Here is a 24978-nt window from a genome sequence, read left to right as displayed (position 1 = left end):
GGCGCCTGTTCCTTCTTGTTTTGCCTGTTGGCGATGAGGTCGTCGACGACGGTGGGGTCGGCCAGGGTCGAGGTGTCGCCAAGCGCGCTGAACTCGTCTTCGGCGATCTTGCGCAGGATGCGGCGCATGATCTTGGCCGAGCGGGTTTTGGGCAGGGCCGGCGCGAACTGGATCTTGTCGGGCGTGGCGATGGCGCCGATCTCCTTGCGCACATGCGCGATCAGATCCTTGCGCAGTGCCTCGCTCGGCGTCTCGCCCTCGGTCAGCGTGACATAGCAATAGATGCCCTGTCCCTTGATGTCGTGCGGATAGCCGACGACGGCTGCTTCCGACACCTTGTCGTGCGCGACCAGCGCCGATTCCACCTCCGCCGTGCCCATGCGGTGGCCCGACACGTTGATGACGTCGTCGACGCGGCCGGTGATCCAGTAATAGCCGTCCGCGTCGCGCCGGCAGCCGTCGCCGGTGAAGTACTTGCCCTTGTAGGTGGAGAAGTAGGTCTGGACGAACCGATCATGGTCGCCGAACACGGTGCGCATCATGCCCGGCCACGGCTCCTTGATGCACAGGTTGCCCGAGCCTTCGCCCTCGATGGTGTTGCCGTCATTGTCGACGATCTCGGGAACGACGCCGAACAGCGGCCTGGTCGCCGAACCTGCCTTGAGGTCGGTGGCGCCGGGCAGCGGCGCGATCAGGATGCCGCCGTTCTCGGTCTGCCACCAGGTGTCGACCACCGGGCACTTCTTCTCGCCGACGACGTTGAAGTACCATTCCCAGGCCTCCGGGTTGATCGGTTCGCCGACCGAACCCAGAATGCGCAGCGATTTGCGCGAGGACTTCTTCACCCATTCGTCGCCCGCGCCCCTCAGCGCCCGGATGGCGGTGGGCGCGGTGTAGAAGATGTTGACCTTGTGCTTGTCGACCACCTCCCAGAAGCGCGACGGCGTCGGGTAATTCGGCACGCCCTCGAACATCAGCGTCGTCGCGCCGTTGGCCAGCGGCCCGTAGAGAATGTAGGAGTGGCCCGTCACCCAGCCGACATCGGCCGTGCACCAGTAGATGTCGCCGTCGTGATAATCGAAGACATACTGATGGGTCATCGACACATAGACGAGATAGCCGCCGGTGGTGTGCAAAACGCCCTTGGGCTTGCCGGTCGAGCCCGACGTGTAGAGGATGAACAGCGGATCTTCGGCCTTCATCTTTTCCGGCTTGCAGTCCGGCTTGACGGAAGCGGCCTCCTCGTGCAGCCACACGTCACGGCCCTCGAACCAGTCGATCTTGCCGCCGGTGCGGCGCACCACCACGACCTTTTCAACCTTCATGCCGGCCTTGGCGGCGATCTCGACGGCCTTGTCGGTGTTGTCCTTCAGCGGAATATGCTTGCCGGCGCGCAGGCCCTCGTCGGCGGTGACGATGAAGTTCGACTTGCAGTCGACGATGCGGCCTGCCAGCGCCTCCGGCGAGAAGCCGCCGAACACCACCGAGTGGATCGCGCCGATGCGCGTGCAGGCGAACATCGCATAGGCCGCCTCGAGGATCATCGGCATGTAGATGGTGACCCGGTCGCCCTTCTTGACGCCGTGCTTCTTCAAGACGTTGGCGAAGCGGCACACATGCTCGTGCAGTTCGTTGTAGGTGACCTTCTTCTCGTCATAGGGGTTGTCGCCCTCCCAGATGATCGCCACCTGGTTGCCGCGCTTCTTCAGATGGCGGTCGATGCAGTTGTAGGAGACGTTGGTCAGCCCGTCCTCGAACCACTTGATCGGCACCTTGCCGCCGAAGGAGGCGTTCTTGACCTTGGTGTAGGGCTTGAACCAGTCGATGCGCTTGCCGTGCTTGCCCCAGAACTTGTCCGGGTTCTTAACGCTGTCGCCATACCACTTCAGGTACGTCTCGTTGTCGATCAGCGTATCCTTCTTCCACGCAGCTTGAACACGGTGGACATGAACGTCGGACATTTCCTGCTTCCNCGGCACCTTGCCGCCGAAGGAGGCGTTCTTGACCTTGGTGTAGGGCTTGAACCAGTCGATGCGCTTGCCGTGCTTGCCCCAGAACTTGTCCGGGGTCTTAACGCTGTCGCCATACCACTTCAGGTACGTCTCGTTGTCGATCAGCGTATCCTTCTTCCACGCAGCTTGAACACGGTGGACATGAACGTCGGACATTTCCTGCTTCCTCAGTCAGATGGCCAGATATTCGTTGCGCAGTTCCTCGCTTTCGAGAAGCTGCTTGGCCGAACCGGCAAAGACCAGTTCACCGGTGTCGAGGATGACGGCGCGGTCGGCCAACCGCAGCGCGGCGACCGCATTCTGCTCCACGATGATGGTGGTGATGCCGCGTGCCTTGATGCCGTGCACGATGCGCTCGATCTCTTGCACGATGACCGGCGCCAGCCCCTCGTAAGGCTCATCCAGCAACAGAAGCTTGACCTCGCGCGCCAGCGCGCGCGCCACGGCCAGCATCTGCTGCTCGCCGCCGGACATCGTCACCGCGTCCTGCTTGCGCCGTTCGGCCAATCGCGGGAAGTGCTCGTAAAGCTCCTCGATCGACATGCCGTGGCCGGGGGCCACCTGTGCCAGCACCAGGTTTTCCTCCACCGTCATGCCAGAGATGATACGCCGGTCCTCCGGCACCAGTTGGATGCCGGCCTGCGCGGCCTGCCAGGATTTCTTGGTGTGGAGCGGCTTGCCCTCCAGCCAGATTTCGCCGGAGCGCAATTGCGGGTTATCCATGCGCGCGATGGTGCGCAAGGTCGAGGTCTTGCCGGCGCCGTTGCGGCCGAGCAGCGCCAGGATCTCGCCTTTCTTCACGTCGAGGGTGACGCCCTGCACGATATAGCTTTCGCCGTAATAGGCGTGAAGATCGCGAACGGCGAAGAAGGAATCCGCGGGATCGGCTTCGGTTGCGGCCGAAATCGCTTCCCTTTTCATGGTGACGACGCTCATTCCACGCTCCCGCCCAGATAGGCTTCCTGTACGCGCGGGTCTTCCTTGACCTCGTGTGGAAGGCCCGATGCGATGATGCACCCTTGCGCCAGCACCGAAATCCGGTCGGCCAGCGAGAACACCACATGCATGTCGTGCTCGATGATCACCTTGGTCATGCCGGTGGACTTGATCTTGCGCAGAAGCTCGATGGTGGTGTTGGTGTCGTGCCGGCTCATGCCGGCCGTCGGCTCGTCGAGAAGCAACAGGCGCGGGCGCTGGATCAGGCACATGGCCAGTTCCAGCCGCCGCTTGTCGCCGCGCGATAGCGAGCCGGCATGGTCCTCGCGGCGGCCATGCAGGCCGATATCGTCGAGAATAGCCTCGGCCTCGTCGCGGATTTCCCGTTCGGAACCGACGCTGCGCAGCATGTTGACGCGGAAAGCCCCGTCACGCCGGGCAAATGCCGGCGCCATGACATTGTGCAGCACCGGCAATTCCGGAAAGATTTCCGGCGTCTGGAACACCCGCGAGATGCCGAGTTGGTTGATCTCGTAGGGGGCCTTTCCGGTCAGTACGGTGCCGTCGAAGATGACCGCGCCGCTCGACGGCGGGATGCGGCCGATGATGACGTTGAGCAGCGTCGACTTACCTGCGCCATTGGGGCCGATGATGGCGTGGGTCTTGCCTTCCTCGATCTGCAAATCGATGTCGGAGAGCGCGCGCAGGCCGCCGAAGTTCTTATGAACGTCGGCCGCATGCAAGATGATGTTGGGCGGTGTCTCGTTCATGTCGCTCCCCCTATTCCGCCGGCTGCACGGACGAAACGCGTTCGGGCGCGGCACTACGGCGCTTCAGGCGCGCCATGAAGCGGTGGAAGCCTTCGACCAGGCCGCCCGGCAGGAACACCACGATCAGCACGAACATCAGGCCGAGCGTCAGATGCCAGCCCTCGCCGACGAATTTGGACAGCACCGTCACCACGAAGCTCTGCACACCGTCGGGCAGAAAGGAAAAGGCGGTGTTGAGCATGTTGGTGTTGATGGCCGAGAAGATGTTTTCGAAATACTTGATCAGCCAAGCGCCTATCACCGGCCCGAACAAAGTCCCCACCCCGCCCAATATGGTCATCAGCACCACGTTGCCGGATTCGGTCCAGCGCATGCGCTCGGCGCCCGCCAGCGGGTCGGTGATCGACAACAGCCCTCCCGCCAGGCCGGCGATCATACCCGAGATGACGAAGGCCGCCAGCATGTAGGGCTTGGTGTTGAAGCCGGTATAATTCATACGCGTCTGGTTGGACTTGATGCCGCGCAGCGCCATGCCGAAGGGCGAGGCGAAGACTTTCTGCGACAGGAAGAAGGTCAAGATCAGGATCACGGCGCACAGATAGAATCCGGCATAGCCAGCGACCGAACTGCCAAGCAGGGTGGGCTGCGGCAGGCCGGCGACGTTGGCCTGCGCGCCGAGCAACGCATCGAGATAGCGCGGATCGTCGCGCGCCAGCAAAAGCCCGGTTTCGCCATTGGTGATCGGCGTCAGCACCGAATAGGCCAGGCTATAGCTCATTTGCGCGAAGGCGAGCGTCAGGATGGAAAAATAGATGCCGGTGCGGCGCAGGCTGAAATAGCCGATGACGAGCGCAAACACGCCGGTAACGACGACGGCGAGCACCATCGCCGGCAGGATGTCCATGGTCAAAAGCTTGAACGACCATACCGTGGTGTAGGAGCCGACGCCGATGAAGGCGGCGTGCCCGAAAGACAGATAGCCGGTGAGACCGAACAGGATGTTGAAGCCGATGGCGAAGATCGCGTAGATCGCGAATTTCTGCATCAGGCCGGGATAGGCGGCGCCGAAGGGCGCCAGCCAGACCGGCATTGTCAGCACCACGACGGTGAAGATCGCGAGAGCGAGGAGGTCCTTGCGAGAAAGCGAGAACATGGCGGATCAGTTCTCCATGATTCCGCGCCGTCCCATCAGGCCGCGCGGACGCACGAGCAGGATGACGACTGCGACGAGATAGATGATGACCTGGTCGATGCCGGGGATGAGCGATTTCACCTCCGTCATCGAGGCGAAGGACTGCAATATGCCGAGTAGGAAGCCGGCCGCCACCGCCCCCGGCAGCGAGCCCATGCCGCCGACCACGACGACCACGAAGCTCAGCACCAGGAAATCCATGCCAAGATGGTAGTTGGGGGCAAGCAGCGGCGTGTACATGACGCCGGCCACGCCTGCGACCACCGCCGCCAGTCCGAAGACGATGGTGAAACGCCGGTCGATGTCGATGCCCATCAGCCCGACGGTCTCGCGGTCGGCCATGCCGGCGCGCACGACCATGCCGAAGGTGGTGAACTGCAGGAAGGCGAAGACGCCGCCGATCACGAGGCCGGAGAACAGAAGATAGATCAGCCGCCACCACGGATAGGTCAGCAAATGCGGGGCCATGCCGAACCAGGCGCCGATATCGGCCGCGCCCCGCAGGTCGCTCGGGATGGGCTGCGGGATGGGGTTGGCGCCAAAGAAAGCCTTGACGATCTCCTGCAAGACGATGGCCAGGCCGAAGGTGACGAGAATCTGCTCGGCATGGCTGCGCTTGTAGAAATGCTTGACGATGCCGCGCTCCATGGCGATGCCGATGACCAGCATCGCCGGAATGGCGAGCAGGATCGAGATCGGCACCGAATAGTCGACCAGAACCGCGCCGAAATCGCCAAACCAGTTTTGCACCAACGGCGTGCGGACCTCGACCGGCTGGCCCCAGGGGGACAGCTTTTCGGGGTCCAGCGTCACCGTTTCCAGCGTGATGAGATAACGGAAGGTGACGGCACAAAAGCAGCCGAGCATAAACAGCGCGCCATGGGCGAAATTCACCACGCCGAGCGTGCCGAAAACCAGCGTGAGGCCAAGGGCGATCAGCGCGTAAGCGCCGCCCTTGTCCAGCCCGTTGAGCAACTGGGACAAGAAAGCATTCATGGAAGTGTCCTTTGGACGGCGGAAAGCGCGGCAGTGCCACAGCCCGGGCGGCAGGAACGCCGCCCGGACCGCAGTCAGATCAGCACTGGTTGGGTTCGTAAGGCCCGAGTTCGCCGCCGAAGATCGACGGATCGTAGATGACCTCCTCGCGGGGCGTCTTGCCGATCACGTTCAGCACGTCGAAGCGGCTGGACGGGCTTTCGTTGCCGCGCACGACCAGCACTTCCTTGAAGCACTGGTGGTCGGTGTCGCGATAAAGCGTCTGGCCGTTGCCCATGCCGTCGAACTCGAAGCCTTCCAGCGCCTTGATGACTTCCGGCGGATAGAAGGTGCCTGCCCGCTCGACCGCATCCGCATAGAGGATTGCCTGGACATAGCCGGTATGGGCCGACTGCGATGGCGGCGCGCCATAGGCTTCGCCATAGGACTTGGTGAAGGTCTTGCTGCCTTCGTCGTCCAACTGCCAGTTCCAGTTCTGCGTGCCGATGATGCCCTTCACGGCGTCACCCGCGCCGACGGCCATCAGTTCCGAGAACATCGGCACGACGATCTCGAAATTCTTGCCGTTGGCCTGCCGCTCGCGCAGGCCGAACTGCACCGCCTGCGGCAGGGAATTGACCATGTCGTGGCCATAGTGGTTGAGGATCAGAAGGTCGGCGCCGGAGTTCAGCACCGGCGTCAGATATTGGGAGTAGTCGCCAAGCCCGAGCGGCGTGCGCACGGCCGCCACCGTTTCCCAGCCGAGCGCCTCGGTCGCGTTCTTGATCGATTCTTCCTGCGTCCAGCCCCAGTTGTAGTCGGCGGTCAGGTGATAGGCGCGGCGTTCCTTGCCATATTCGGCAGCCAGGATCGGCGCGATCGCCACGCCCGACTGATAGCCGTTGAAGAAATGGCGGAAGCCGTAGCGGCGCTTGTCCTTGCCGGTGGTGTCGTTGCCATGCGTCAGGCCGGACATGTAGATGACGCCCATTTCCTGGCACAGCGATTGCTGGGCGACGGCCTCGCCGGTGGTCACGCAGCCGGTGACCATGATGGCGCCATCGCGCTCGATCATGCGGCGCGCGCCGTCGCGGGCGGCGTCGGTGTTTGTCTGGGTGTCGCCGGTCACGTAGTCGACCTTGCGGCCGAGCACGCCATTGCCCTTGAGCGCCAGCGGCTTCATGGTCTTGAGCAGGCCGCCATCGCCTTCGCCGTTGATGTGCTTGATGGCCAGTTCGTAGCCCTTGAGCTGCTCCAGCCCTTCTTCGGCATAGGTGCCGGTCTGCGGCACGTTGAAGCCGAAGACGATCTTGCCCGAGCCGGGATCGTTGCAGAACTGGTTGGCCCAGGCGTTCCTGGTGAAAATATGCGGCGTACCGAGCGCGACAATGCCGGCACCTGCCCCCTTCAGCAGGTTTCGCCTGCTGGTCCGAAAATTAGCCATTTCATCTCCTCCATGCGTCCGAGACTACGGTTTCGCACGCAGGAAGTTGGCACAGTATGTCATTTTCTCAATAAGTATTTGACATTAAATGTGTTTTTTGTCAAAAATTCGAATTTAGTAAATCTATTCTAGTAAATAATTTACAAAACGGCGAGTCAGCCATGCCGAACCACAGAACCCCGATAGGCGCACGCATAAGGCGCAAACGCCTGGCGGCGGGCATCGCCCAAGGCGCGCTGGCGCGCTCGCTCGGGATTTCGGCCAGCTATCTCAACCTGATCGAGAACAACAAGCGCAGCATCGGCGGCAAGCTGCTCTTGCGTATCGGCGAACGCCTCGGCATCGACCTGGAGCATCTTTCGGGCGAGAGCGAGGCGCGCACCATCGCCGCCGTCGGCGACCTGATGGCCGAGCCGCTCATGGCCGGTATCGACATCGACGCCGCGGCGATCCGCGATCTCGTCGCCCGGTTTCCGGAAGCCGGAGTGGCGCTGGCCCGACTCCACCGTGCCTATGACGACGCCACCATGGAAATCGAGGTGCTCCAGCACCGGCTGAAGTCCGACCCACTGCTGTCGCAACTCCTGCATGAGATTCTCAACCGCATCGCTGGCATCAAATCGGGCGCCGAAATCCTCGCCGACATCCCCGACCTGACCGAGGCCGAGCGCGCCCGCTTCGTCGCCACCATCAATTCGCAAGCCCGGGAGTTGGTCCCCACCACCCAGAGCCTCGTGGCCTATTTCGACCAGACCGCCGCCCGGCAGAGGCCGCTCTCGCCAATCCGGGAGGTCGACGAAGCCATCTTCTTGAACAAGAACCATTTCCCGAAACTCGAGCATGTTGCCGACGAGCTGCGCCGCGAACTGGGCGGTGCCGAGACCGAGGAAGCAGCCGTCGCCGAGGCGCTGGAGAAGCGTTTCGGCGTCGCCTGCCGTATCGGCGAACCTTCGGCGTCGCCGACTGACACAGGCGAAGAGGCGTTGCTGCGCTTTCCCGAAACCATGTCGCGCCCGGCGCGTCTGTTTTGGATGCTGCGCGCCTATGCCACTCATGCCGCCGCCGCCAGCCTCGACGAGGCGACCGGGCATCTCACCCTTTCGACCGCCGAAGCGAAAACTCTCGCCCGCCGCGCGCTCTCCTCCTATGTCGCCGGCGCAATCATGATGCCCTATGACGCCTTCCTCTCGATGGCCGAGGAAAGGCGCTACGACGTCGAACTCTTGAGCAGCCTTGCCGGCGTCAGCTTCGAGCAAGCCGCGCACCGCCTGGTGACGCTGCGCCGCAAGGGCCGCGAGGGCGTGCCCTTCGGCTTCCTGCGCGCCGACCGCTCCGGACGCCTCACCAAGCGCTTTCCCCTTCCCGGCCTGACCATACCTGGTTTCGGCCACGGGTGCCTTTTGTGGCCGATCTACGATGCCTTCTCGACCGGGGGCGTGGAACGGCAGCTATCGATATTTCCAGGTGGCGGCCGTTTCCTTTTGGTCGCCAAGGCCGTCTCCAAGCATGCCGCCAGCTTTCGCGAAAAGCCGCTGGTGTTTTCCATCATGCTGGCCTGCGACGTCGTTCACGCCGACCGAACCGTCTATGGCGACGGCGTCGATCTTGGCGGCAAGCCGGTCGAAGTCGGCCCATCCTGCCTGCCCTGCTCACGCCTGACTTGCGCCCACAGGCAGCAGATACCGGTCTAGGTGTTCACCTGAACCCCTTCCAAAGCCGTCAAGGTAGGTTCCGCCTCCCGCCACACGGGCAAGGTGATGCGGAAGCAAACGCCGGGCAACGCTCCCCTGGTCAGTTCGAGCCGCCCGTTCAACTTGCCGACGATCTTGTGGCTGATGTTGAGGCCGAGGCCGAGCCCTTGCGAGTCCCGCATCGTGTCCGGGTCGGCACGGACGAATTTCTCGAAGATCTTGTTGTGGTATTGCGGCGGAATGCCGGGGCCGTTGTCGGAAATCTCCACAATATACTCGTCCAGCGTGACCCGCGAGGAAATGTGCACGACGGGATTTTCTGAGTCATTGTGCGAGATGGCGTTGGCGATGATGTTGATGAACACCTGGCTCAGCCTGCCCGTATCGGCCAGAACGAGGCAGTCACCCGCGCGCGCGCCATTCTCGATCAGGACCAAGCGTTTCTTGGCCAGCGCCTCGCATACCGCGATGGCCTGCTCCAGAATTTCCTCTGCATCGACCGGCACGTTTTCCCAGTTGCGCTCGCCATGCTCAAGGGCGCTGAGGTCGAGAATCTCGTCCAGCAGCCTGGTCAGCCGCACGCTTTCATTGTGTATGGTGCCGATGAAGCGCACCCGCTGCGCCGAGGTCAGGTCTTCCGGTTCCCGCAGGATTTCGGCGAAGGAGCGGATCGAGGTCATCGGCGTGCGCAACTCGTGACTGACCTGCGAAAGGAAGTCGTCTTTCTGGCGGTGAAGGTCCTGCAAAAGCCCATTCGCCTCCTTCAGTTGCTGGGCGGTGGAGTGAAGCTCCTGCGACTTCAATTCAAGCGCATGCGAATACTCGATCGCCTGCTGGGTTTCGTCGGCCATCTGCATCATCTCCTCCAGCGAAGTGGAGTCGCCGGCCACGGCCTTGGTGAGCAGGATATGTGCGGAAGCCGAGCCGATGGAGCCGGCCAGTTCCCGCTCCAATCGCGCGATGAAATTGGCGGAGACGCCCTGCGACGCGTTGCCTTGCCGGTGCGGCACGCCGGCGGAATCGAACAGCGCTCCCGCCCGTTGCCAGCCCAGCACCCGCTCCGCAACGAAAAACAGCTCGCTGGTCGAGGCCGAGCCGCGGATGATGCGCGGCCGCAACGAGGCGGAACGGCGAAAGACATCGACGAACAGCGAAGCCTGGATGCGCTCCAGCGCGTTCTGGCTGGTCGCCACCGAAACGCACAGCAATGTGGAGATGTTGGCGAGCAGGCTCCAGAATACGGAATGGACCAGCGGGTCCATGCCTTTCATGCCGAACAGCCCCTCGGGGCGCAGGGCGCTTATGCCCCAGGGTCCATTGGCAACCAGCTCGGCCATCGAAGGGCTGACGGAGGCGAAGGATGGCAGGAACAGCGTCCAGGCCCAGACGACGAAGCCGACCGAGATGCCGGCGAGCGCGCCGTTCATCGTCGCCCTGCGCCAGTAGAGGGCGGCAAGCATCGCAGGCAGGAACTGGGCGACGCCACCGAAGGAGATCAGGCCGATGGGCGCCAGCGCATCCGAATCCTGCGTCAGCCAGAAATAGAGGAAGCCGAGCAGCAGCATGCCGGCAATCGAGATGCGGCGGCTGCGCAGCAACAGCCGGGCAATGTCGCGCTCGCCCGTTTCCTCGCCAAGCGGCACGGCGCGCAGCGCCAGCGGCACCACGATATGGTTCGACACCATGATCGACAGCGCGATCGAGGCCACGATGATCATGGACGTGGCGCTGGAGAAGCCGCCGATGAACGCGAAAAGCGCCAGCGCGTCATGGCCGGTCACCATCGGCAGCGTGAGGACGAACATGTCCGGGTTCGATCCGGACGGCATGGTGGAGAGGCCATAAAGCGCGATCGGCATGGTGAACAGGCACATGACCAGCATGTAGGAGGGAAACGCCCACGCGGCGGTGCGCAGATGGTCCTCGTTGGAATTCTCCACCACGGTGATCTGGAACTGTCGCGGCAGGCAGATGACCGCGCAGGCGGACAAAAACAGCACCGCCACCCAGCGGCTGCCGAAAGGTTCACGCTCGTGAATACGCACGCCCGCCTCCACCGCGCGCGCATAGATATCGGAAATGCCGTCGCTGACGCCGAAGATGACGAACATGCCGACCGCGACCAGGGCCAGCAGCTTGACCACGGCCTCGAAGGCGATGGCCGCCACCACGCCTGGATGATGTTCGCGCGCGTCCACATTGCGCGTCCCGAACAGGATGGTGAATACCGCCATGCCGATGGCCACGGCCAACGCCAGCGTCACCTCGTCCAGCATGGCAAGATGGCCGGTTCCGTCTCCCTTGGCGACTGAAACGGTCTGGATCGAGGTGGTGATGGCCTTGAGCTGCAAGGCGATATAGGGGGTAATGCTGACCACCGCGATCAGCGTGATCAGCACAGCAAGCCTGCTCGACTTGCCGAAGCGCGAGGATAGAAAGTCGGCGATCGAGGTGATGTGCTGGCTGTGGGCGATACGGATCAATTTGCGCAGCAGGAACCACCAGCCGACGAAAACCAGCGTCGGTCCCATATAGATCGCCATGAATTCCAGCCCGTTGCGGGCGGCGGTGCCGACGGCGCCGTAGAAGGTCCAACTGGTGCAGTAGACGGAAATGGACAGCGTGTAGATCGCCGGCGAACTCAGGAAACCGGCATTTCCACGCTTGGCGCGAGCATCCGACACATAAGCCAGCAGGAACAGCAGCCCGACATAACCGACGGCGGTCAGGATCACGAAATCCGGCGAAAGCATCATGCGTCCCCGGGAGGATCTGCCGATGACGGCCGCATGTTCTTCTCCTGCATTGCAATGGGCGTCGTTTCTCGAAACTGCTTGCGGCGCGAGAGCAGCACAGCGCCTGCAATGACCAGGAGCCACACACCGAACAGGTAAAGCACTTCGAGCGGCACCCCGAAGGGTGCCCGCAAGCCCTCGAACAGGTTGAGAAGCGGCGGCATCAAAAGAACAATACCGAAGAAGGGCACCAGAACCGCGACGTCCTCACGTCCAGCCTGTTCCCCCTTCAAGGGAGTGGGCCGGTCAGGCATGGGCGACAGGGCGCGGCTGATTGTCGAGAATACGGCGGACCGCATCCACCACATCGCCATTCGCATAGGGTTTGGTGATAAAGCCATCCGCCTTCAGATGCATCGCCGCCTGCCGGTCGTATTGCTGGCCGCGCGCGGTCAACATGACCACGGAGGTGGAAGCAAAAGTCGCGTTGGAACGCAGCGTCTTGAGGACATCGAGCCCGCCGCGCTTGGGCAGCATGATGTCGAGCAGGATCATGCGCGGCCGGAAACGGAACGCCGCCTCCAGTGCGGCCTCGCCATCGCGCGCCACGCCGACGGACCAGCCACAGCGCGTGAGGATGAACTCAAGCGATTCCAAAATCGCCTGCTCATCTTCGACAATGAGAATGTCCGTCATGACAGCAGCCCCTCCCAAGGCCGTGAACGGTCTTGCCGCGCCACTATACGATCAACATCGCCGGACAATTTGCGCTGTCCGATCTTCTTCTTTTTATCAATCCTTATCCCAGTCCAAATCGGCAGGTAAATCAAGCCGCCTACTAGTTGTTCAGATATTAGGCTGGCGTTCCGCTTAGCGATCGTGTGTGGAGTGCTGCGCTTTGCGCAAATTAACTGTCCGCTGTCGGGGCGGCAGCGGATTGACAGCTTGCCCCAAGAGAACAACAAAATCGGAAATCGCGACAAAAGACGCAACGCAAGAACGGAAAAGGAAGATTTGTCGAAATGATATCCCGTCGCTGCAAGAATGACGACGGTCGAATGGCGCTAAGCACTTGAATGGGATGGTGGGTGCGACAGGGATCGAACCTGTGACCCGCTGATTAAGAGTCAGCTGCTCTACCAACTGAGCTACGCACCCACACCGCCGAAAAACCAGCGTTGGCGCGCATATAACCGGCGCTATCTGGCATGTCTAGCCCCGCGCGATCATTTCCTGATAAATCGCCGAAGTAGTTTGGCATTCCGTCTCCGTGCGGCCCAATCTTCGGCACTGCTAGGCGAAAATCCGGCCTTCGCCGAGCTTCACCGCATGCCCGCCTATGCGCGCTGCGGTCAGTTGCCGACGCTCCACCTCGAGTTCAAGCCGGATCTTCGAGGGCCTTCCCATTTCCAGCCCCTGCTCGATCCAGAAACGCGACATGCCCTCTCCCGGCTGGTCGAAATGCATGATCGCGCCGGCGAAGGCGGCCGCTGCCGAACCGGTCGCCGGGTCCTCGTAGGACGGGTTTCCGGGAACGAACATGCGCACATGAAAGGCGCTGTCGTGGCTCACCGTTTCGCGGCAGTAGATATAGGGGCTGGCAAAGGCCCATTCGCTCTTGCGCGGCGCCAGTTCCGCCCAGGCCTGGTTGTCCAGGCGCGCTTTGGCCGCGGCGTCCAGGCCGCTGACCGGAATGGTCACATAGGGAACCCCTGCGGACCAGAAAGAGGGGCGATGGTTTTCGAAACCGACCTCGTGCGGACCCAGGCCAAGCGCTGCGCCGATCGCCTTCGCATCGGCGGAAAGCTCCATCGCTTCCGGCAGCTTCGCCAGATCGAATTCGGCGAAGGTCGCCCCTTCGGCCTTCCACACCGCGCAGCGCACCGGACCGATATTTTCCTCCAGCACGAAAATGCCCGTCCCGTCGCCGGAATTACCGAGTTCTGCAAGCGCAACGGCGCTGCCCACGGTGGGATGGCCGGCGAACGGCATCTCGTAATCAGGCGTGAAGATGCGGATGCGCGCGCGGTGCGCCGCATTGTCGGCCGGCAGCACGAACACCGATTCGGACAGGTTGAATTCGCGCGCGATCCGCTGCATCGCCTTGGTGTCCAGACCGTCGCAGTCCAGCACGATGGCGAGTGGGTTGCCCGTCAGCCGCTCGGTCGTGAACACATCATAGAGCAGATAGCTGCGACCCTGCATTGCCGAAAACCCCTGCCAAAGCGCCAAACGTGAGCGAAAATTAATTTGTATTTCAGACCCCAAGGCCTGATGTGTGACAATTAGGGATGCCACATTTGCTATAGGGGTCCGGCATGGACCAGATTGTCAATCCGCCAAAAGCGGAATCGGAGGCTTCCATCGAAGCCAGCCTCGGCCTGGATCGCAAGGGCGTATCCAGCGTTCGGCGCCGGCGCGTGTGGCTCTACGCGTTGCTGGCTCTGCTCGCCGCAGCCGTGGCCGTCTTTGCCTATAGCCGCCTGACCGCGGCGCCAATGAGGATCGAATACGTCGCCCAGCCTGCAACACGTGCCGATCTCACCGTCGAGGTTTCGGCAACCGGAACCCTGCAGCCGCTCAACCAGGTCGACATTTCAAGCGAATTGTCCGGCGTCGTCCGCTCCGTGTCGGCTGAGGAAAACCAAGAGGTGAAGAAGGGCGATGTGCTGGCCGCTCTCGATACCTCCAAGCTCGAAGCCCAGATCGAACGTGCAAAGGCATCCGCCAAGGCTGCCGAAGCCAATGTCGAGGATGCCGCCGTCACCTTGCGGGAAAACGACAAGGCTCTGGAACGTACCGCGGCCCTTGCCAAGCGCGGCATGGCGACAGACCAGGCGCTTGAGGCGGCGACCGCAACCCGCGACCGGTCTCGCAGCGCCATGGACATCGCCGAAGCCAACCTCGCCATCGCCGAGGCGGATGTGAAGTCGCAGCAGACCGATCTGGCCAAGAGCACGATCTATGCCCCCATCGACGGCATCGTGCTCACCCGCTCCGTCGATCCTGGACAAACCGTGGCATCGTCCTTGCAGGCGCCGATCCTGTTCGTCATCGCCGCAGACCTCAAGAAAATGGAGCTGAAAGCCGCCATCGACGAGGCCGACATCGGCACGGTCAAGCCGGGCCAGCAGTCGCGCTTCACGGTCGATGCCTTTCCCGAGCGCATATTCAACGCCGAAATCCGCGACATTTCCTATGCCTCCGTCACCACCGACGGCGTCGTCACCTACGATGCCAGGTTGGGCGTCGCCAATGACGAGCTTCTGCTCCGCCCGGGCATGACGGCGACAGTCACGGTCGTCACCAAGCAGGCCAACGATGCGCTTACCGTGCCATCGGCCGCGTTCCGCTACCGGCCGACCGTTCAACAAAGCGGCAACAACTGGAGCATCCTGAGCATGTTCACCGGCCGCATGGGTCGTCCGTCCGGCAATCGGTCGCGCCAGCAGGCGCAGCCTCCGGCAGACGGTTCACGCACGCTCTATGTCCTGAAGGACGGCGCTCCACAGCCGGTAAGCGTCAAGATCGGCTCCACCAACGGCGAACTGACCGAAATCCTGTCCGGTCTCTCCGAGGGCGATCAGGTCATCACCGCGCAGCAGCAGCGGAGCTAGCTCATGGCAGCCGGCCCCCTGCTCATCACCTTCGACAAGGTCTGGAAGACCTACGGCGAGGGCGAAGCCCAGGTTCATGCCCTTGCCGGTGTCGACCTTGCCATACGCCGTGGCGAGTTCGTCGCCATCATGGGGCCGTCCGGTTCCGGCAAATCGACCTCCATGAACGTCATCGGCTGCCTCGATACGCCGACCGCCGGAACCTATTCCTTCATGGGCGTCGATGCCGGCCGCCTCGACCGCAACCGGCGCGCGCTGTTGCGCAATCTCTATATCGGCTTCGTCTTCCAGGGCTACAATCTCCTGCCGCGCACCACCGCTGCCGAGAACGTCGAATTGCCGCTCATCTACCGTGGCGTGCCGGCAGGCCAGCGCCGCGCGCTAGCCATGAACGCGCTGGCCGAAGTCGGTCTCAAGGGCCGCGAGCATCACACGCCGGCCGAACTGTCCGGCGGCCAGCAGCAGCGCGTGGCCATCGCGCGCGCCATCGTCACCCGCCCCACCCTTGTGGTAGCCGACGAGCCGACCGGAAACCTCGATACCGCCCGCAGCCACGAGATCATGGAGTTGCTGACCCAACTCAACGTGGACCTCGGCCTCACCATTGTCATGGTGACCCACGAGGTCGACGTCGCCACCTACGCACAGCGCACCATCGGCTTCCTCGACGGCCACGTGGCTTCCGACACCCGGAACCCCCGGCAGGCGGTGGCGCCGTGATCTGGGAAACCATCCGCCTCGCCCTGCGCTCGGTGCGCCGCAACGCCTTGCGCTCGTTCCTGACCCTGCTCGGCATCGTCATCGGCGTCGCTGCCGTCATTGCCATGCTGACCATCGGGTCTGGCACGACGGAAAAGGTCAAGGCCGACATCGCTAAGTTGGGTTCCAACCTCCTTGTCGTGCGCGCCGGCCGCCCCGCGGGGCCCGGCGGCCACGATGCGGCCACGCGCCAGCTTGGCGAAAAGGAGTTGAGTGCGCTCGATCTGCGCCTCACCGGCGCCCGCGCCATTGCGCCGGCTTCGCAAAAGCAGGTCCGCGTCATCTACGGCACGGAAAGCCTCACCGCAGGGGTCACCGGCACCGATGCGGCCTTCCTCGACGCTCGCGACTGGAAACTCGTGTCCGGGCGCGCCTTCACGGAATCCGAAACGCGCGGCGGTGCCGGCGTCTGCCTCATCGGCGAAACCGTGCGCCAGCAGTTCTTCGGCGCCGGCGATCCCGACGGCGAACTGATCCGCGTCAACAGGACCACTTGCAAGATCATCGGCTTGCTGGAACCGAAAGGCTATACCGGTTTCGGGCAGGATCAGGACAATGTCGTGCTGATGCCGCTCACGGCATTCCAGCGCCGCATCGCCGGCAATCGCGACATCGACAACATCTACGTCGCTGCCGATGACGCAACACCCACGACTGAGTTGCTGCCGCGCGTCGAAAATATCCTGCGCGACGTGCGCCGCATCCAGCCCGACCGCGAGGACGACTTCGCCATCCGCGACATGACCCAGATCGCGGAAACCATGACCAGCGCCACGGCCACCATGACCGGCATGCTGGGTGCTGTCGCCGGCGTCAGTCTTCTGGTCGGCGGCATCGGCATCATGAACATCATGCTGGTGTCGGTGACCGAGCGAACGCGCGAGATCGGCATCAGGCTCGCCATCGGCGCGCAGGAAAAGCACATCCTCATCCAGTTCCTGGTCGAGGCGACCGTGCTGTCGCTGCTCGGCGGAATTATTGGTATCTTGCTTGGCCTTTCCTTGGCCGGCCTGGCTTCGGCAACGCTTGCCATCCCCTTTGTCCCAAGTCCCGCCGTAATCATGCTCGCTGTCGGTTTTTCCGCCCTGATCGGCATGGTGTTCGGCTTCTTCCCGGCCTTGCGCGGCGCCCGGCTTGATCCGATCGACGCACTTCGGCACGAATAACGTCAGGCTTGCGGGTCGGAAACGGGATTGGCAAAGTGCCATTGCACCAGCGGCAGCATATGCGGCATCAGCCCCTCGGGAAGGTCGCTTGCACTGCGGATGATCACCGGCCCCGCGATCTCCGGCTCGGCCTCGGTCGCGACATGGGCTTCGATGAGCCCGGCAATCTCTGCAGCGGTCTCCGCCATCCGGTAACGGCGAAAGATCACCGTTCCGCTGTTCATCGCCAGCACATGGTAGCTGCGGTCGCGCTCGGCTTTGCCGAGGTCGAGGCCGGTTTCCTCACGGACCTCGCGGATCATGTTGTAGTCGACATCGACAAGGCCGTCGAAAAAATCGGTCGGCTCGAACGAGCCGGCGGCGAAGTAGACCCGGCCCGCATTGACTGTGTGCGCTCCCATGCGGATCGCCACCAGCGCGCCGTCGCCTGCCACCAGCATCGCATGGGCGAACGCATGCGCTGCACCCGATGCCGCACGGTTGTTACGCCAATGCAGGAACGTCGAATAGCGCACAGGATGGCAAACTCCTGAAAGCCGTCCCTCGCGAAAGCTGAGTTCCGACAGCAGCACCACCGTGCCGTCGAACAGCGCCGGGTTGCGGGCGAACTCGCGCTGCCAGTTTGCCGTGATCTCCCGCGCATGGTCGCGTTCGAAGGGATGCGGCTTGGAATCGAGCCGCACGTCGATCCGCTCGACTGGCAAGATGACATCGCGAGGCAGGTCGAAACTCACCGCAGACACTCAAATAATGTCGAACGTCACCGCCACCGGGCAGTGATCGGAGGCCTTCGGCCTGTCCCACCCCGCACGCGGGAAACGGTCGACTTCCTGCCCCGGCGGGAAAGGCGTGCGGAACGGTTGCCCGCTGCGGATAATGTCCGGGACCGACGACGCATTCTGTGCCGCCAGCCCTTTGGACAGCAGTATATAGTCGAGTTGGCACAGATGCCGCTCCTGCGGTCCGCGCGTGTGATAGAGCGTCCACCGGTCCAACTCCGGCCTGCGCTCGACGACGTTTTCGCAAAATCCCCCGGCGAGCAGCACGTTGAGACAGGATTGGCTCTCGTCCACCACGTCGAAGCGATAGCCCGTGTGCGCATCTCCATCGATGAGCGTTCGCTGCCGGTAGTCGTTCATGTCGCCGCAGATCGCCCAGTGCTTGTCGGCGGCATGATCCTTGCCGAAGCGCTCCTCGATGATGCGCCGCACCGCTTGCGCCTCGGCAATGCGAACCGGCATCGTCGCCGCCCGGCCGTCGAGGCCATTGCGTGGCGAACCCATCGACTTGAAATGAACGAGGTAGAGCGTCAGCGGCGCACCGCCGATCTTGAGATCGATCTCCAGGCAGTCGCGCCGGAAGATCCGCTCATGCGGCTCCTGGCCAAGTGCGGCCAGTTCCGGCGTGTGCAGGCCGAATTGCTCGAAGGTGACGTGCGCGTGGCTGGTCATGCGCACGAATTCGATCGGCTGGCCGTGCGCCGTCTCGTCTCGCATCATCAGTGCCACGTCGATGCCGCGCGAATCATTGCCCGCCGTGGTGTATTTCTGCCGGTAGCCCTGCCCCACCATCTTGAACAGATAGCCGTATTCGAAGGCTTTCAACGCCTCGACATTGTCGACCTCCTGCATGCAGATGATGTCGGCCCGCGTCGCCGCGATGGCAAGCGCCGTCAACTGGCGGGTGTCGTCGGAATGGGCGATGGCCCGCGCCTGCTCCAGTACCCGATACTCGGCTTCCGTCTTGATATCGAACAGGGCGAGCGTCCTGTCCTGATTGAGCTGGTTGCGGAAACCGGAGAAATCGAACCTGTTCATCAGGTTTTCGACATTGAAGGTGGCAAGGCGCAATGACATGGGTGCGAGAATTGCCTGCTGACGGCGCCAAACACAAGCCCGGCGGAACCTTTGCCGTTCATTTCCCGTTCAGGAGCAAAGCGCCATTGTGCCGCCATGCGATCCTTGTGACGGGCGTGGGGCCTTGTTCATTTGGAGTGTCCGATGAAACCGCTTCTCTCCTCCCCTATGAAAGTCGGGCTGGCCGCCTTGTGCCTTGTCGCCGGCCTCTCCGTTCCGGCAATGGCCGGCCCAGCGCCTGTATCCTCGCCCGCCCTGCCGGCAGCCGGCCAGAGCGGTATCGTGCTTGTGCGCGACGGCGACTGGCGCGAGCAGTATCAGGACCGGCGCTGGTGGCGCATGCGCCAAGGCGACTGGCGGCGCCATTATCGCGAAGACCGACGCTGGCGCAGGCCTCATTACCGCAGTTCGGGTCTGTATTTCAGTTTCGGCCTTGGAGCGCCGGCATACCGCTACTATGCCGAACCGCGGCGGTACTATCAGCCGCAGCGTATCGGCAACGCCCATGTGATCTGGTGCTATTCCCGCTATCGCTCGTACCGGGCCTACGACAACACGTTCCAGCCGTATAACGGCCCACGCCGGCAATGCTGGTCGCCATACCGATAGAGATCGCTTGGCGCCGCATCCCTTGCGGCGCCGCCATTTTGGTCAGTTGGCGATGAATTCGACACCGACACGCGCCGTGTCGCGCCACCTCACCCGGGCGGCACGCGTCATTGATCCCTTTACCACGAGATCGAACCTGCTCGGCACTGCCGACGTCTCGCCGAAATGCAACAGCGCGCCTTGCTCGGATTCGTTGCGCACCACTCCTTCCAGCGCACCATAGCCATTGTTGAAGGATAGCGTCGCACCCTTCAGCACCCGCCGGCGCACAGTGGCGCGGCGATCGGCAAAGACCTCGCCGTCCAGTTCGATCGACTTTTCCTTGATTGTATCCATCGTCCCTTTCCAGTGGCCCATCCATTGGCAAGCCAGAAACGTGCCAGCCCGCCTGTTCTGGAATGGAACATAAGAAAAGGGCCGGCAGCCTGAGACCACCAGCCCTTCGAGCTTGAAAATCCGATGGCGGCCCGGTGCGCGCTGTCAGCTGGTGATGGGCTTCGAGGAGCCGGAGCGAAGCGTACATAAAAGTACGCAAGCACCGGAAGCCGAGAAGACCGCGCCAGATGGCCAGCGCAATGGGCCGAGGCGGATTTTTTTTAGTTCTTGGCCTTGTCCACCAACTGATTCTTGGCAATCCACGGCATCATGGCGCGCAGCTTGCCACCGACCTCCTCGATCTGGTGTTCGTCGTTGTTGCGGCGGATACCCTTGAAGCGCGACATGCCGGCACGGTACTCCTGCATCCACTCCGAGGTGAACTTGCCGGTCTGGATGTCCTTCAGCACGCGCTTCATCTCGGCCTTGGTGTCGGCGGTGATGATGCGCGGGCCCGACACGTATTCGCCCCACTCGGCGGTGTTTGAGATCGAGTAGTTCATGTTGGCGATGCCGCCCTCATAGATCAGGTCGACGATCAGCTTCACTTCGTGCAGGCACTCGAAATAGGCCATTTCCGGCGCATAGCCGGCTTCCACCAGCGTCTCGAACCCGGCGCGGATCAGTTCCACCAGGCCGCCGCACAGCACCACCTGCTCGCCGAACAGGTCGGTCTCGCACTCCTCGCGGAAGTTGGTCTCGATGATTCCCGATCGTCCGCCGCCGACGCCGCAGGCATAGGACAGAGCGAGATCGAGCGCATTGCCCGAGGCATCGTGGTTGACGGCGACCAGGCATGGCACGCCGCCGCCCTTCTGGTATTCGCCGCGCACCGTATGGCCGGGGCCCTTCGGCGCGATCATGACGACGTCGACCGTGTCCTTCGGCTCGATCAGGCCGAAATGCACGTTGAGGCCGTGCGCGAAGGCGATTGCCGCGCCGTCACGGATGTTCGGCGCGATTTCGTCCTTGTAGATGTCGGCCTGCAGTTCGTCGGGCGTCGCCATCATCATCAGGTCGGCCCACTTGGCGACCTCGGCCACGCTCATCACCTTGAGGCCGTCGGCTTCAACCTTCTTGGCCGTCGCCGAACCCGCCTTCAGGCCGATGGCGATGTCCTTGACGCCCGATTCCTTCAGGTTGAGCGCATGCGCCCTGCCCTGCGAGCCGTAGCCGATGATGGCAACCTTCTTGCCCTTGATGAGATTGAGATCGGCGTCGCGATCGTAATAGACACGCATTGTAGAAGTCCTTCCCGTTTTGAATCCGAATAGCTCTATTGGTCTTTCCTTGCCCCGTAGAGAGCGAGAAACTGTTTTGTGGCGCGCGCCGCGTCTTCGGCGATCGCCGCTTCCGTCAGGCCCGGCCAGTCGCCCAGCAAAAGACGAATCTGCACGTCACGCGCGACCAGCCCGAAAAACGTCCGGAACGCCGTCTCGGCATCCTCGAAAGCCAGGTAGCCGCCGCGCTTGCCCGCATCGAGAACCGGCTTCAACCGCGTGGCCAGCGCAAAGCGCCCGTTCTCCAGCACAATGGCGCCCAGATTGTCCCTGCCCGATCCGGCATGGCTGATGGCAACGCGATTGAGCGCAATCGACGTGTCGCTGGAAATAACCTTGAGCCAATCGCGCGCATAGCCTTCCAGGCTCTCGGTGAGTGAAACGAGATCGATGTTGCCCTGGTCGACGGGCACCACCCGCACCTTGGAAGCTTGCCAGCGCACAGTCGCGTTGAGAAGTCCGTCGCGGTCGCCGAACCACTTGTACAGGCTTTCCTTGGAGCATCTTGCCCTGCGCGCCACCGCCGCCATGGTCAGGTTGTCCCCGTCCTCCACAAGCAGGCGCAAAGCAGTGTCCAGCACGTCCTTTTGACGTTCCGTCAGCCTTTCGCCATCCAGTGTTCCGCCTGTCTGCAACACACTCTTCCTGCCAGAGCCAGCTCAATTGCATTGCCGTACCGTACGTTACGGTTCTGGCTATGCCCCATTCTGATCCTGCACGCAAGAGGGCATTGCGGGGCAGTCGCGGAAAGACTTCAGGTGGCAGCCGGCGGCGACATACCCGACGCCGCCAGGCCGGCTTTGCGGGCGTTCAGATCGCCACTTGCGTGCCGATCTCGACCACCCTGCCGGTCGGGATCTGGAAATATTCCGTCGCGTCGGCGGCGGAACGCGCCAGGCCGATGAACAGCCGGTCCTGCCAGCGTGGCATGCCGGAATTCGGCGAAGCTTTCAGCGAACGGCGCGACAGGAAGAACGACGTGGTCATGATGTCGAATTTCCAGCCTTGCTTGCGGCAGGAGGCCAGCGCCCGCGGAATATTGGGCTGTTCCATATAACCGAAGGTCAGCGTCACGCGCATGAACAGGTCGTTGATGGTTTCCATCTTCACCCGCTCGCTGTCGGGCACCCTTGGCCGCGGAGCGGTCACCACCGAAAGGATCACGTTCTGCTCGTGCAGCACCTTGTAGTGCTTGAGACTGTGCATCAGCGCGGTCGGCGCGCTGAGCGGATCGCTGGTCAGGAACACAGCCGTTCCCGAAACGAGTTGCGGCTTTTTCTTGATCAGGTTGCCCGCGAGGAAATCGAGCGGAATTTCGTTCTTGCGCGTCTTGTCGAACAGGAAGCGGCTGCCCCTGATCCAGGTCACCATGATCAGTCCCATGACGCAGGCAACGCTGATGGACACCCAGCCGCCGTCCGCCACCTTGAACGCATTGGACAGGAAGAAACCGGCATCGATGATGCCGAACAACAGCGCAAGCGCCAGTGCGGCGCCAAACCGCCATTTCCACATCGAGCGCATCACGACAAACAGAAGGAAGGTCGTCATCAGCATTTCACCGGTGACCGAAATACCGTAGGCGGACGCCAGCGAACTGGAATCGCCGAAACCGACGACGAGCAGCATGACCGAAATGGCGATGACGAAATTGACGCGCGGCATGTAGATCTGGCCGAGTTGCATTTCAGAGGTGTGCTGCACCTCGATGCGCGGCAACAGGTTGAGTTGCACCGCCTGCCGGGTCAGTGAAAAAGCCCCGGAAATGACCGCCTGGCTGGCGATGACGGTTGCTGCGGTGGCCAAGGCAACCATTGGCGCAAGCCCCCATTCCGGTAACATCTCGAAGAACGGCTTGTCAGGCACGGTCCCGCGCGCCAGCACGTAGGCGCCCTGCCCGAAATAGTTGAGCAGCAGGCACGGGAACACGATCGAAAACCAGGTCAGCACGATTGGCCGGCGACCGAAGTGACCGAGATCGACATAGAGCGCTTCGGCGCCGGTCACCGCCAGGAAAACCGCGCCGACGGTGATGAAGGCCACATCCGGTTCCGCAAACAGATAAAGCAGCGCATGATAGGGGTTGATCGCAAACAGCACGCTGGGATCGTCCCATATGTGCAGCAGTCCGGCGACGCCCAGGGCCAGGAACCAGAAAGCCATGATGGGGCCGAAAACCACGGCAACGCGTCCGCTGCCGAAGCGCTGAACCGAAAAAAGCAGCGCCAGGATAACCAGCGTGATGGGCACGACGTAAGGATCGAAGGCCGGCGTCACCACCTCTAGGCCTTCCACCGCCGAAAGCACCGAGATGGCCGGCGTGATGACCGAATCGCCGAAAAACAGCGCTGCGCCGCACAGCCCGACGCCGAGAATCCATTTTGACCCCGCCGGATAGGCGCTACGGGCAAGGGCCATCAGGGAGAGCGTGCCGCCCTCGCCGTTGTTGTCGGCACGCAGCACGAATGCGACGTATTTGATCGTTACGATAATGGTCAGCGCCCATACGATGAGCGAAAGCACGCCCAGCACATCCTCGCGGATGAAGGTCGGACCCGAGGCGTGCAGCGCCTCGCGAAAGGCATAGATCGGGCTGGTGCCTATGTCGCCATAGACCACGCCGAGCGCGCCCACCATCAAAACCCCGGTGCTTTGCTTTTCAGGCTCGGGTTGAGTGGATTGTTCGACGGGTTCTGCCTCCCTACCAGTGTTGGTAAAGGCCATGGACGACACTCCGATCAGCGCGCGGTGCTCTACCCTTGCTGCAACGCAATATCAAGTACCTGGCCTGCCCGTGGTGCGGAGCGATCATCTACCAGCCGCAGGCTTTCAGGAAGCGCCGAGTCGTTCCGGCCATGCCATACTCCAGTGCATCGGCCGTCAAGCCATGGCCGATGGACACTTCCGAAAGCTGCGGAATGCGCTTGATGAGGGCGGGCAGATTGGCCACCACAAGGTCATGTCCTGCATTGACGGCAAGCCCGTATTCGAATGCGGCCTCAGCCGTTTTGCCTAATCTTTCCAGTTCTTTCGCCACCTTTGCGGAATCTGCATACGAACTTGCGTAGGGGCCTGTGTACAGTTCGATGCGGTCGGTGCCCGTATCGTGCGCCGCCCCCACCCCGGCGGGGTCGGCATCGGAGAACAGCGAGACACGAAATCCCCCCTTTTTAAGGCGCATTACAATCGGTTTCAGAAACGCTGCCTGTTCGACAAAGTTCCAGCCATGATCGGAAGTAGCTTGCGAAGGATCGTCCGGCACCAGCGTGACCTGTTCGGGTTGGTGCTTTTCGACGAGTTGGAGGAAATCCTCGGTCGGATAGCCCTCGATGTTGAACTCCGCTTCAGGGAATTCGTCATCGATAAGGGCACGGATCTCGGGCAGATCCGAATCGCGCGTGTGCCTTTGGTCGGGTCGCGGATGCACCGTCAATCCATGCGCGCCTGCGGCAAGCGCGATACGGCCAAGTCCAACGACGCTCGGCCACGGCAGGTCACGCCGGTTGCGAAGCATGGCGATGGCGTTCAGGTTGACCGACAATTTTGCAGGCATTCCCGTCT

The 24978-nt window shown here is 62.5% G+C and carries 23 protein-coding genes and 1 tRNA gene; 5 read left to right on the top strand and 19 right to left on the bottom strand.

The window, feature by feature from the left end; genetic code table 11:
• The 7 genes from acs to ASD64_RS17575 all read right to left on the bottom strand — a co-directional run.
• Positions 1–1961: acetate--CoA ligase (acs, locus tag ASD64_RS17600; protein WP_056107675.1), on the bottom strand; the 1961-nt coding region annotated here is incomplete at its 3' end.
• A gap of 12 nt (positions 1962–1973) precedes the next feature.
• A partial coding sequence (locus ASD64_RS21510; protein WP_210171816.1) for an acetyl-coenzyme A synthetase N-terminal domain-containing protein occupies positions 1974–2168 on the bottom strand: 195 nt, incomplete at its 3' end.
• A 15-nt stretch (positions 2169–2183) separates the two neighbouring features.
• Positions 2184–2948, bottom strand: coding sequence for an ABC transporter ATP-binding protein (locus tag ASD64_RS17595; protein WP_056107608.1), 765 nt, complete (start codon positions 2946–2948; stop codon positions 2184–2186).
• Positions 2945–3718, bottom strand: coding sequence for an ABC transporter ATP-binding protein (locus ASD64_RS17590; RefSeq protein ID WP_056107605.1), 774 nt, complete (start codon positions 3716–3718; stop codon positions 2945–2947). The genes ASD64_RS17595 and ASD64_RS17590 overlap by 4 nt, the downstream gene beginning before the upstream one ends.
• A gap of 10 nt (positions 3719–3728) precedes the next feature.
• Complete coding sequence (locus ASD64_RS17585; RefSeq protein ID WP_056107603.1) at positions 3729–4871, bottom strand: branched-chain amino acid ABC transporter permease; 1143 nt, start codon at positions 4869–4871, stop codon at positions 3729–3731.
• 6 nt (positions 4872–4877) lie between these two features.
• Complete coding sequence (locus ASD64_RS17580) at positions 4878–5906, bottom strand: branched-chain amino acid ABC transporter permease (protein WP_056107601.1); 1029 nt, start codon at positions 5904–5906, stop codon at positions 4878–4880.
• Positions 5907–5985: 79 nt separating this feature from the next.
• The gene (locus ASD64_RS17575) at positions 5986–7329 is read right to left on the bottom strand and encodes an ABC transporter substrate-binding protein (protein WP_056107599.1); all 1344 of its coding nucleotides are present in this window, start codon (positions 7327–7329) and stop codon (positions 5986–5988) included.
• A gap of 161 nt (positions 7330–7490) precedes the next feature.
• On the opposite strand from ASD64_RS17575, the gene ASD64_RS17570 reads away from it, so the two are divergent.
• Positions 7491–9020, top strand: a complete 1530-nt coding sequence (locus ASD64_RS17570) for a helix-turn-helix domain-containing protein (protein ID WP_056107596.1) — start codon at positions 7491–7493, stop codon at positions 9018–9020.
• Here ASD64_RS17570 and ASD64_RS17565 read toward each other — a convergent pair.
• From ASD64_RS17565 to ASD64_RS17545, 5 genes are all read right to left on the bottom strand, one after another.
• Positions 9017–11773: a sensor histidine kinase gene (locus ASD64_RS17565; RefSeq protein WP_056107670.1), complete on the bottom strand. Its 2757-nt coding sequence runs from the start codon at positions 11771–11773 to the stop codon at positions 9017–9019. The two genes, ASD64_RS17570 and ASD64_RS17565, sit on opposite strands and share 4 nt — an antisense overlap.
• Positions 11773–12048: a hypothetical protein gene (locus ASD64_RS17560; protein ID WP_156460204.1), complete on the bottom strand. Its 276-nt coding sequence runs from the start codon at positions 12046–12048 to the stop codon at positions 11773–11775. Before ASD64_RS17560 ends, ASD64_RS17565 begins: the two co-directional genes overlap by 1 nt.
• Before the next feature lie 13 nt (positions 12049–12061).
• Positions 12062–12451: a response regulator transcription factor gene (locus ASD64_RS17555; RefSeq protein ID WP_056107590.1), complete on the bottom strand. Its 390-nt coding sequence runs from the start codon at positions 12449–12451 to the stop codon at positions 12062–12064.
• A 386-nt stretch (positions 12452–12837) separates the two neighbouring features.
• Positions 12838–12913, bottom strand: a tRNA-Lys gene (locus ASD64_RS17550).
• A gap of 135 nt (positions 12914–13048) precedes the next feature.
• A complete protein-coding gene (locus ASD64_RS17545) occupies positions 13049–13960 on the bottom strand; it encodes a PhzF family phenazine biosynthesis protein (protein WP_056107587.1) in 912 nt (303 codons plus the stop codon).
• Positions 13961–14073: 113 nt separating this feature from the next.
• Here ASD64_RS17545 and ASD64_RS17540 point away from each other — a divergent pair, with 113 nt between their 5' ends.
• Genes ASD64_RS17540 through ASD64_RS17530 form a run of 3 tightly spaced genes read left to right on the top strand, consistent with a single transcriptional unit; the run spans position 14074 to position 17297 of the window.
• Positions 14074–15372 (top strand): efflux RND transporter periplasmic adaptor subunit, encoded by a 1299-nt coding sequence (locus ASD64_RS17540; protein ID WP_056107585.1) that lies wholly within the window; start codon positions 14074–14076, stop codon positions 15370–15372.
• Positions 15373–15375: 3 nt separating this feature from the next.
• Positions 15376–16092: an ABC transporter ATP-binding protein gene (locus ASD64_RS17535; protein ID WP_056107581.1), complete on the top strand. Its 717-nt coding sequence runs from the start codon at positions 15376–15378 to the stop codon at positions 16090–16092.
• Entirely contained in the window at positions 16089–17297 is a 1209-nt protein-coding gene (locus tag ASD64_RS17530; RefSeq protein WP_056107578.1) for an ABC transporter permease, read from the top strand. Before ASD64_RS17535 ends, ASD64_RS17530 begins: the two co-directional genes overlap by 4 nt.
• A gap of 2 nt (positions 17298–17299) precedes the next feature.
• Here ASD64_RS17530 and ASD64_RS17525 read toward each other — a convergent pair whose 3' ends face one another.
• Both ASD64_RS17525 and ASD64_RS17520 read right to left on the bottom strand, forming a co-directional pair.
• Positions 17300–18031, bottom strand: coding sequence for a hypothetical protein (locus tag ASD64_RS17525; protein WP_056107667.1), 732 nt, complete (start codon positions 18029–18031; stop codon positions 17300–17302).
• Positions 18032–18040: 9 nt separating this feature from the next.
• A complete protein-coding gene (locus ASD64_RS17520; protein ID WP_056107574.1) occupies positions 18041–19153 on the bottom strand; it encodes an endonuclease/exonuclease/phosphatase family protein in 1113 nt (370 codons plus the stop codon).
• A gap of 144 nt (positions 19154–19297) precedes the next feature.
• On the opposite strand from ASD64_RS17520, the gene ASD64_RS17515 reads away from it, so the two are divergent.
• Positions 19298–19762, top strand: a complete 465-nt coding sequence (locus tag ASD64_RS17515; RefSeq protein WP_156460203.1) for a BA14K family protein — start codon at positions 19298–19300, stop codon at positions 19760–19762.
• A gap of 42 nt (positions 19763–19804) precedes the next feature.
• On the opposite strand, the gene ASD64_RS17510 is transcribed toward ASD64_RS17515, so the two are convergent.
• From ASD64_RS17510 to ASD64_RS17490, 5 genes are all read right to left on the bottom strand, one after another.
• Positions 19805–20098 (bottom strand): PilZ domain-containing protein, encoded by a 294-nt coding sequence (locus ASD64_RS17510; RefSeq protein WP_056107568.1) that lies wholly within the window; start codon positions 20096–20098, stop codon positions 19805–19807.
• A 260-nt stretch (positions 20099–20358) separates the two neighbouring features.
• Positions 20359–21378, bottom strand: a complete 1020-nt coding sequence (ilvC, locus tag ASD64_RS17505) for a ketol-acid reductoisomerase (RefSeq protein WP_056107565.1) — start codon at positions 21376–21378, stop codon at positions 20359–20361.
• A 35-nt stretch (positions 21379–21413) separates the two neighbouring features.
• Positions 21414–22055 (bottom strand): TetR/AcrR family transcriptional regulator, encoded by a 642-nt coding sequence (locus tag ASD64_RS17500; RefSeq protein WP_056107562.1) that lies wholly within the window; start codon positions 22053–22055, stop codon positions 21414–21416.
• 172 nt (positions 22056–22227) lie between these two features.
• The gene (locus tag ASD64_RS17495; RefSeq protein WP_056107665.1) at positions 22228–24141 is read right to left on the bottom strand and encodes a potassium transporter Kup; all 1914 of its coding nucleotides are present in this window, start codon (positions 24139–24141) and stop codon (positions 22228–22230) included.
• Positions 24142–24229: 88 nt separating this feature from the next.
• Entirely contained in the window at positions 24230–24970 is a 741-nt protein-coding gene (locus ASD64_RS17490; protein WP_056107660.1) for a pyridoxine 5'-phosphate synthase, read from the bottom strand.
• Positions 24971–24978: the final 8 nt, after the last annotated feature.

The sequence above is a fragment of the Mesorhizobium sp. Root157 genome (genome assembly GCF_001427385.1).
Classification (GTDB): Bacteria; Pseudomonadota; Alphaproteobacteria; order Rhizobiales; family Rhizobiaceae; genus Mesorhizobium.
Note: the sequence above shows the minus strand (reverse complement) of the source record. Positions and strands in the feature narration are given on the sequence as shown.

Excerpts from the sequence above, each read along its gene's own strand:
- ASD64_RS17595 (WP_056107608.1), bottom strand. The coding sequence starts at position 2,948 with ATGAGCGTCGTCACCATGAAAAGGGAAGCGATTTCGGCCGCAACCGAA.
- ASD64_RS17590 (WP_056107605.1), bottom strand. The coding sequence starts at position 3,718 with ATGAACGAGACACCGCCCAACATCATCTTGCATGCGGCCGACGTTCAT.
- ASD64_RS17585 (WP_056107603.1), bottom strand. The coding sequence starts at position 4,871 with ATGTTCTCGCTTTCTCGCAAGGACCTCCTCGCTCTCGCGATCTTCACC.
- ASD64_RS17580 (WP_056107601.1), bottom strand. The coding sequence starts at position 5,906 with ATGAATGCTTTCTTGTCCCAGTTGCTCAACGGGCTGGACAAGGGCGGC.
- ASD64_RS17575 (WP_056107599.1), bottom strand. The coding sequence starts at position 7,329 with ATGGCTAATTTTCGGACCAGCAGGCGAAACCTGCTGAAGGGGGCAGGT.
- ASD64_RS17570 (WP_056107596.1), top strand. The coding sequence starts at position 7,491 with ATGCCGAACCACAGAACCCCGATAGGCGCACGCATAAGGCGCAAACGC.
- ASD64_RS17565 (WP_056107670.1), bottom strand. The coding sequence starts at position 11,773 with ATGCTTTCGCCGGATTTCGTGATCCTGACCGCCGTCGGTTATGTCGGG.
- ASD64_RS17555 (WP_056107590.1), bottom strand. The coding sequence starts at position 12,451 with ATGACGGACATTCTCATTGTCGAAGATGAGCAGGCGATTTTGGAATCG.
- ASD64_RS17545 (WP_056107587.1), bottom strand. The coding sequence starts at position 13,960 with ATGCAGGGTCGCAGCTATCTGCTCTATGATGTGTTCACGACCGAGCGG.
- ASD64_RS17540 (WP_056107585.1), top strand. The coding sequence starts at position 14,074 with ATGGACCAGATTGTCAATCCGCCAAAAGCGGAATCGGAGGCTTCCATC.
- ASD64_RS17535 (WP_056107581.1), top strand. The coding sequence starts at position 15,376 with ATGGCAGCCGGCCCCCTGCTCATCACCTTCGACAAGGTCTGGAAGACC.
- ASD64_RS17520 (WP_056107574.1), bottom strand. The coding sequence starts at position 19,153 with ATGTCATTGCGCCTTGCCACCTTCAATGTCGAAAACCTGATGAACAGG.
- ASD64_RS17515 (WP_156460203.1), top strand. The coding sequence starts at position 19,298 with ATGAAACCGCTTCTCTCCTCCCCTATGAAAGTCGGGCTGGCCGCCTTG.
- ASD64_RS17510 (WP_056107568.1), bottom strand. The coding sequence starts at position 20,098 with ATGGATACAATCAAGGAAAAGTCGATCGAACTGGACGGCGAGGTCTTT.
- ilvC (WP_056107565.1), bottom strand. The coding sequence starts at position 21,378 with ATGCGTGTCTATTACGATCGCGACGCCGATCTCAATCTCATCAAGGGC.
- ASD64_RS17495 (WP_056107665.1), bottom strand. The coding sequence starts at position 24,141 with ATGGCCTTTACCAACACTGGTAGGGAGGCAGAACCCGTCGAACAATCC.
- ASD64_RS17490 (WP_056107660.1), bottom strand. The coding sequence starts at position 24,970 with ATGCCTGCAAAATTGTCGGTCAACCTGAACGCCATCGCCATGCTTCGC.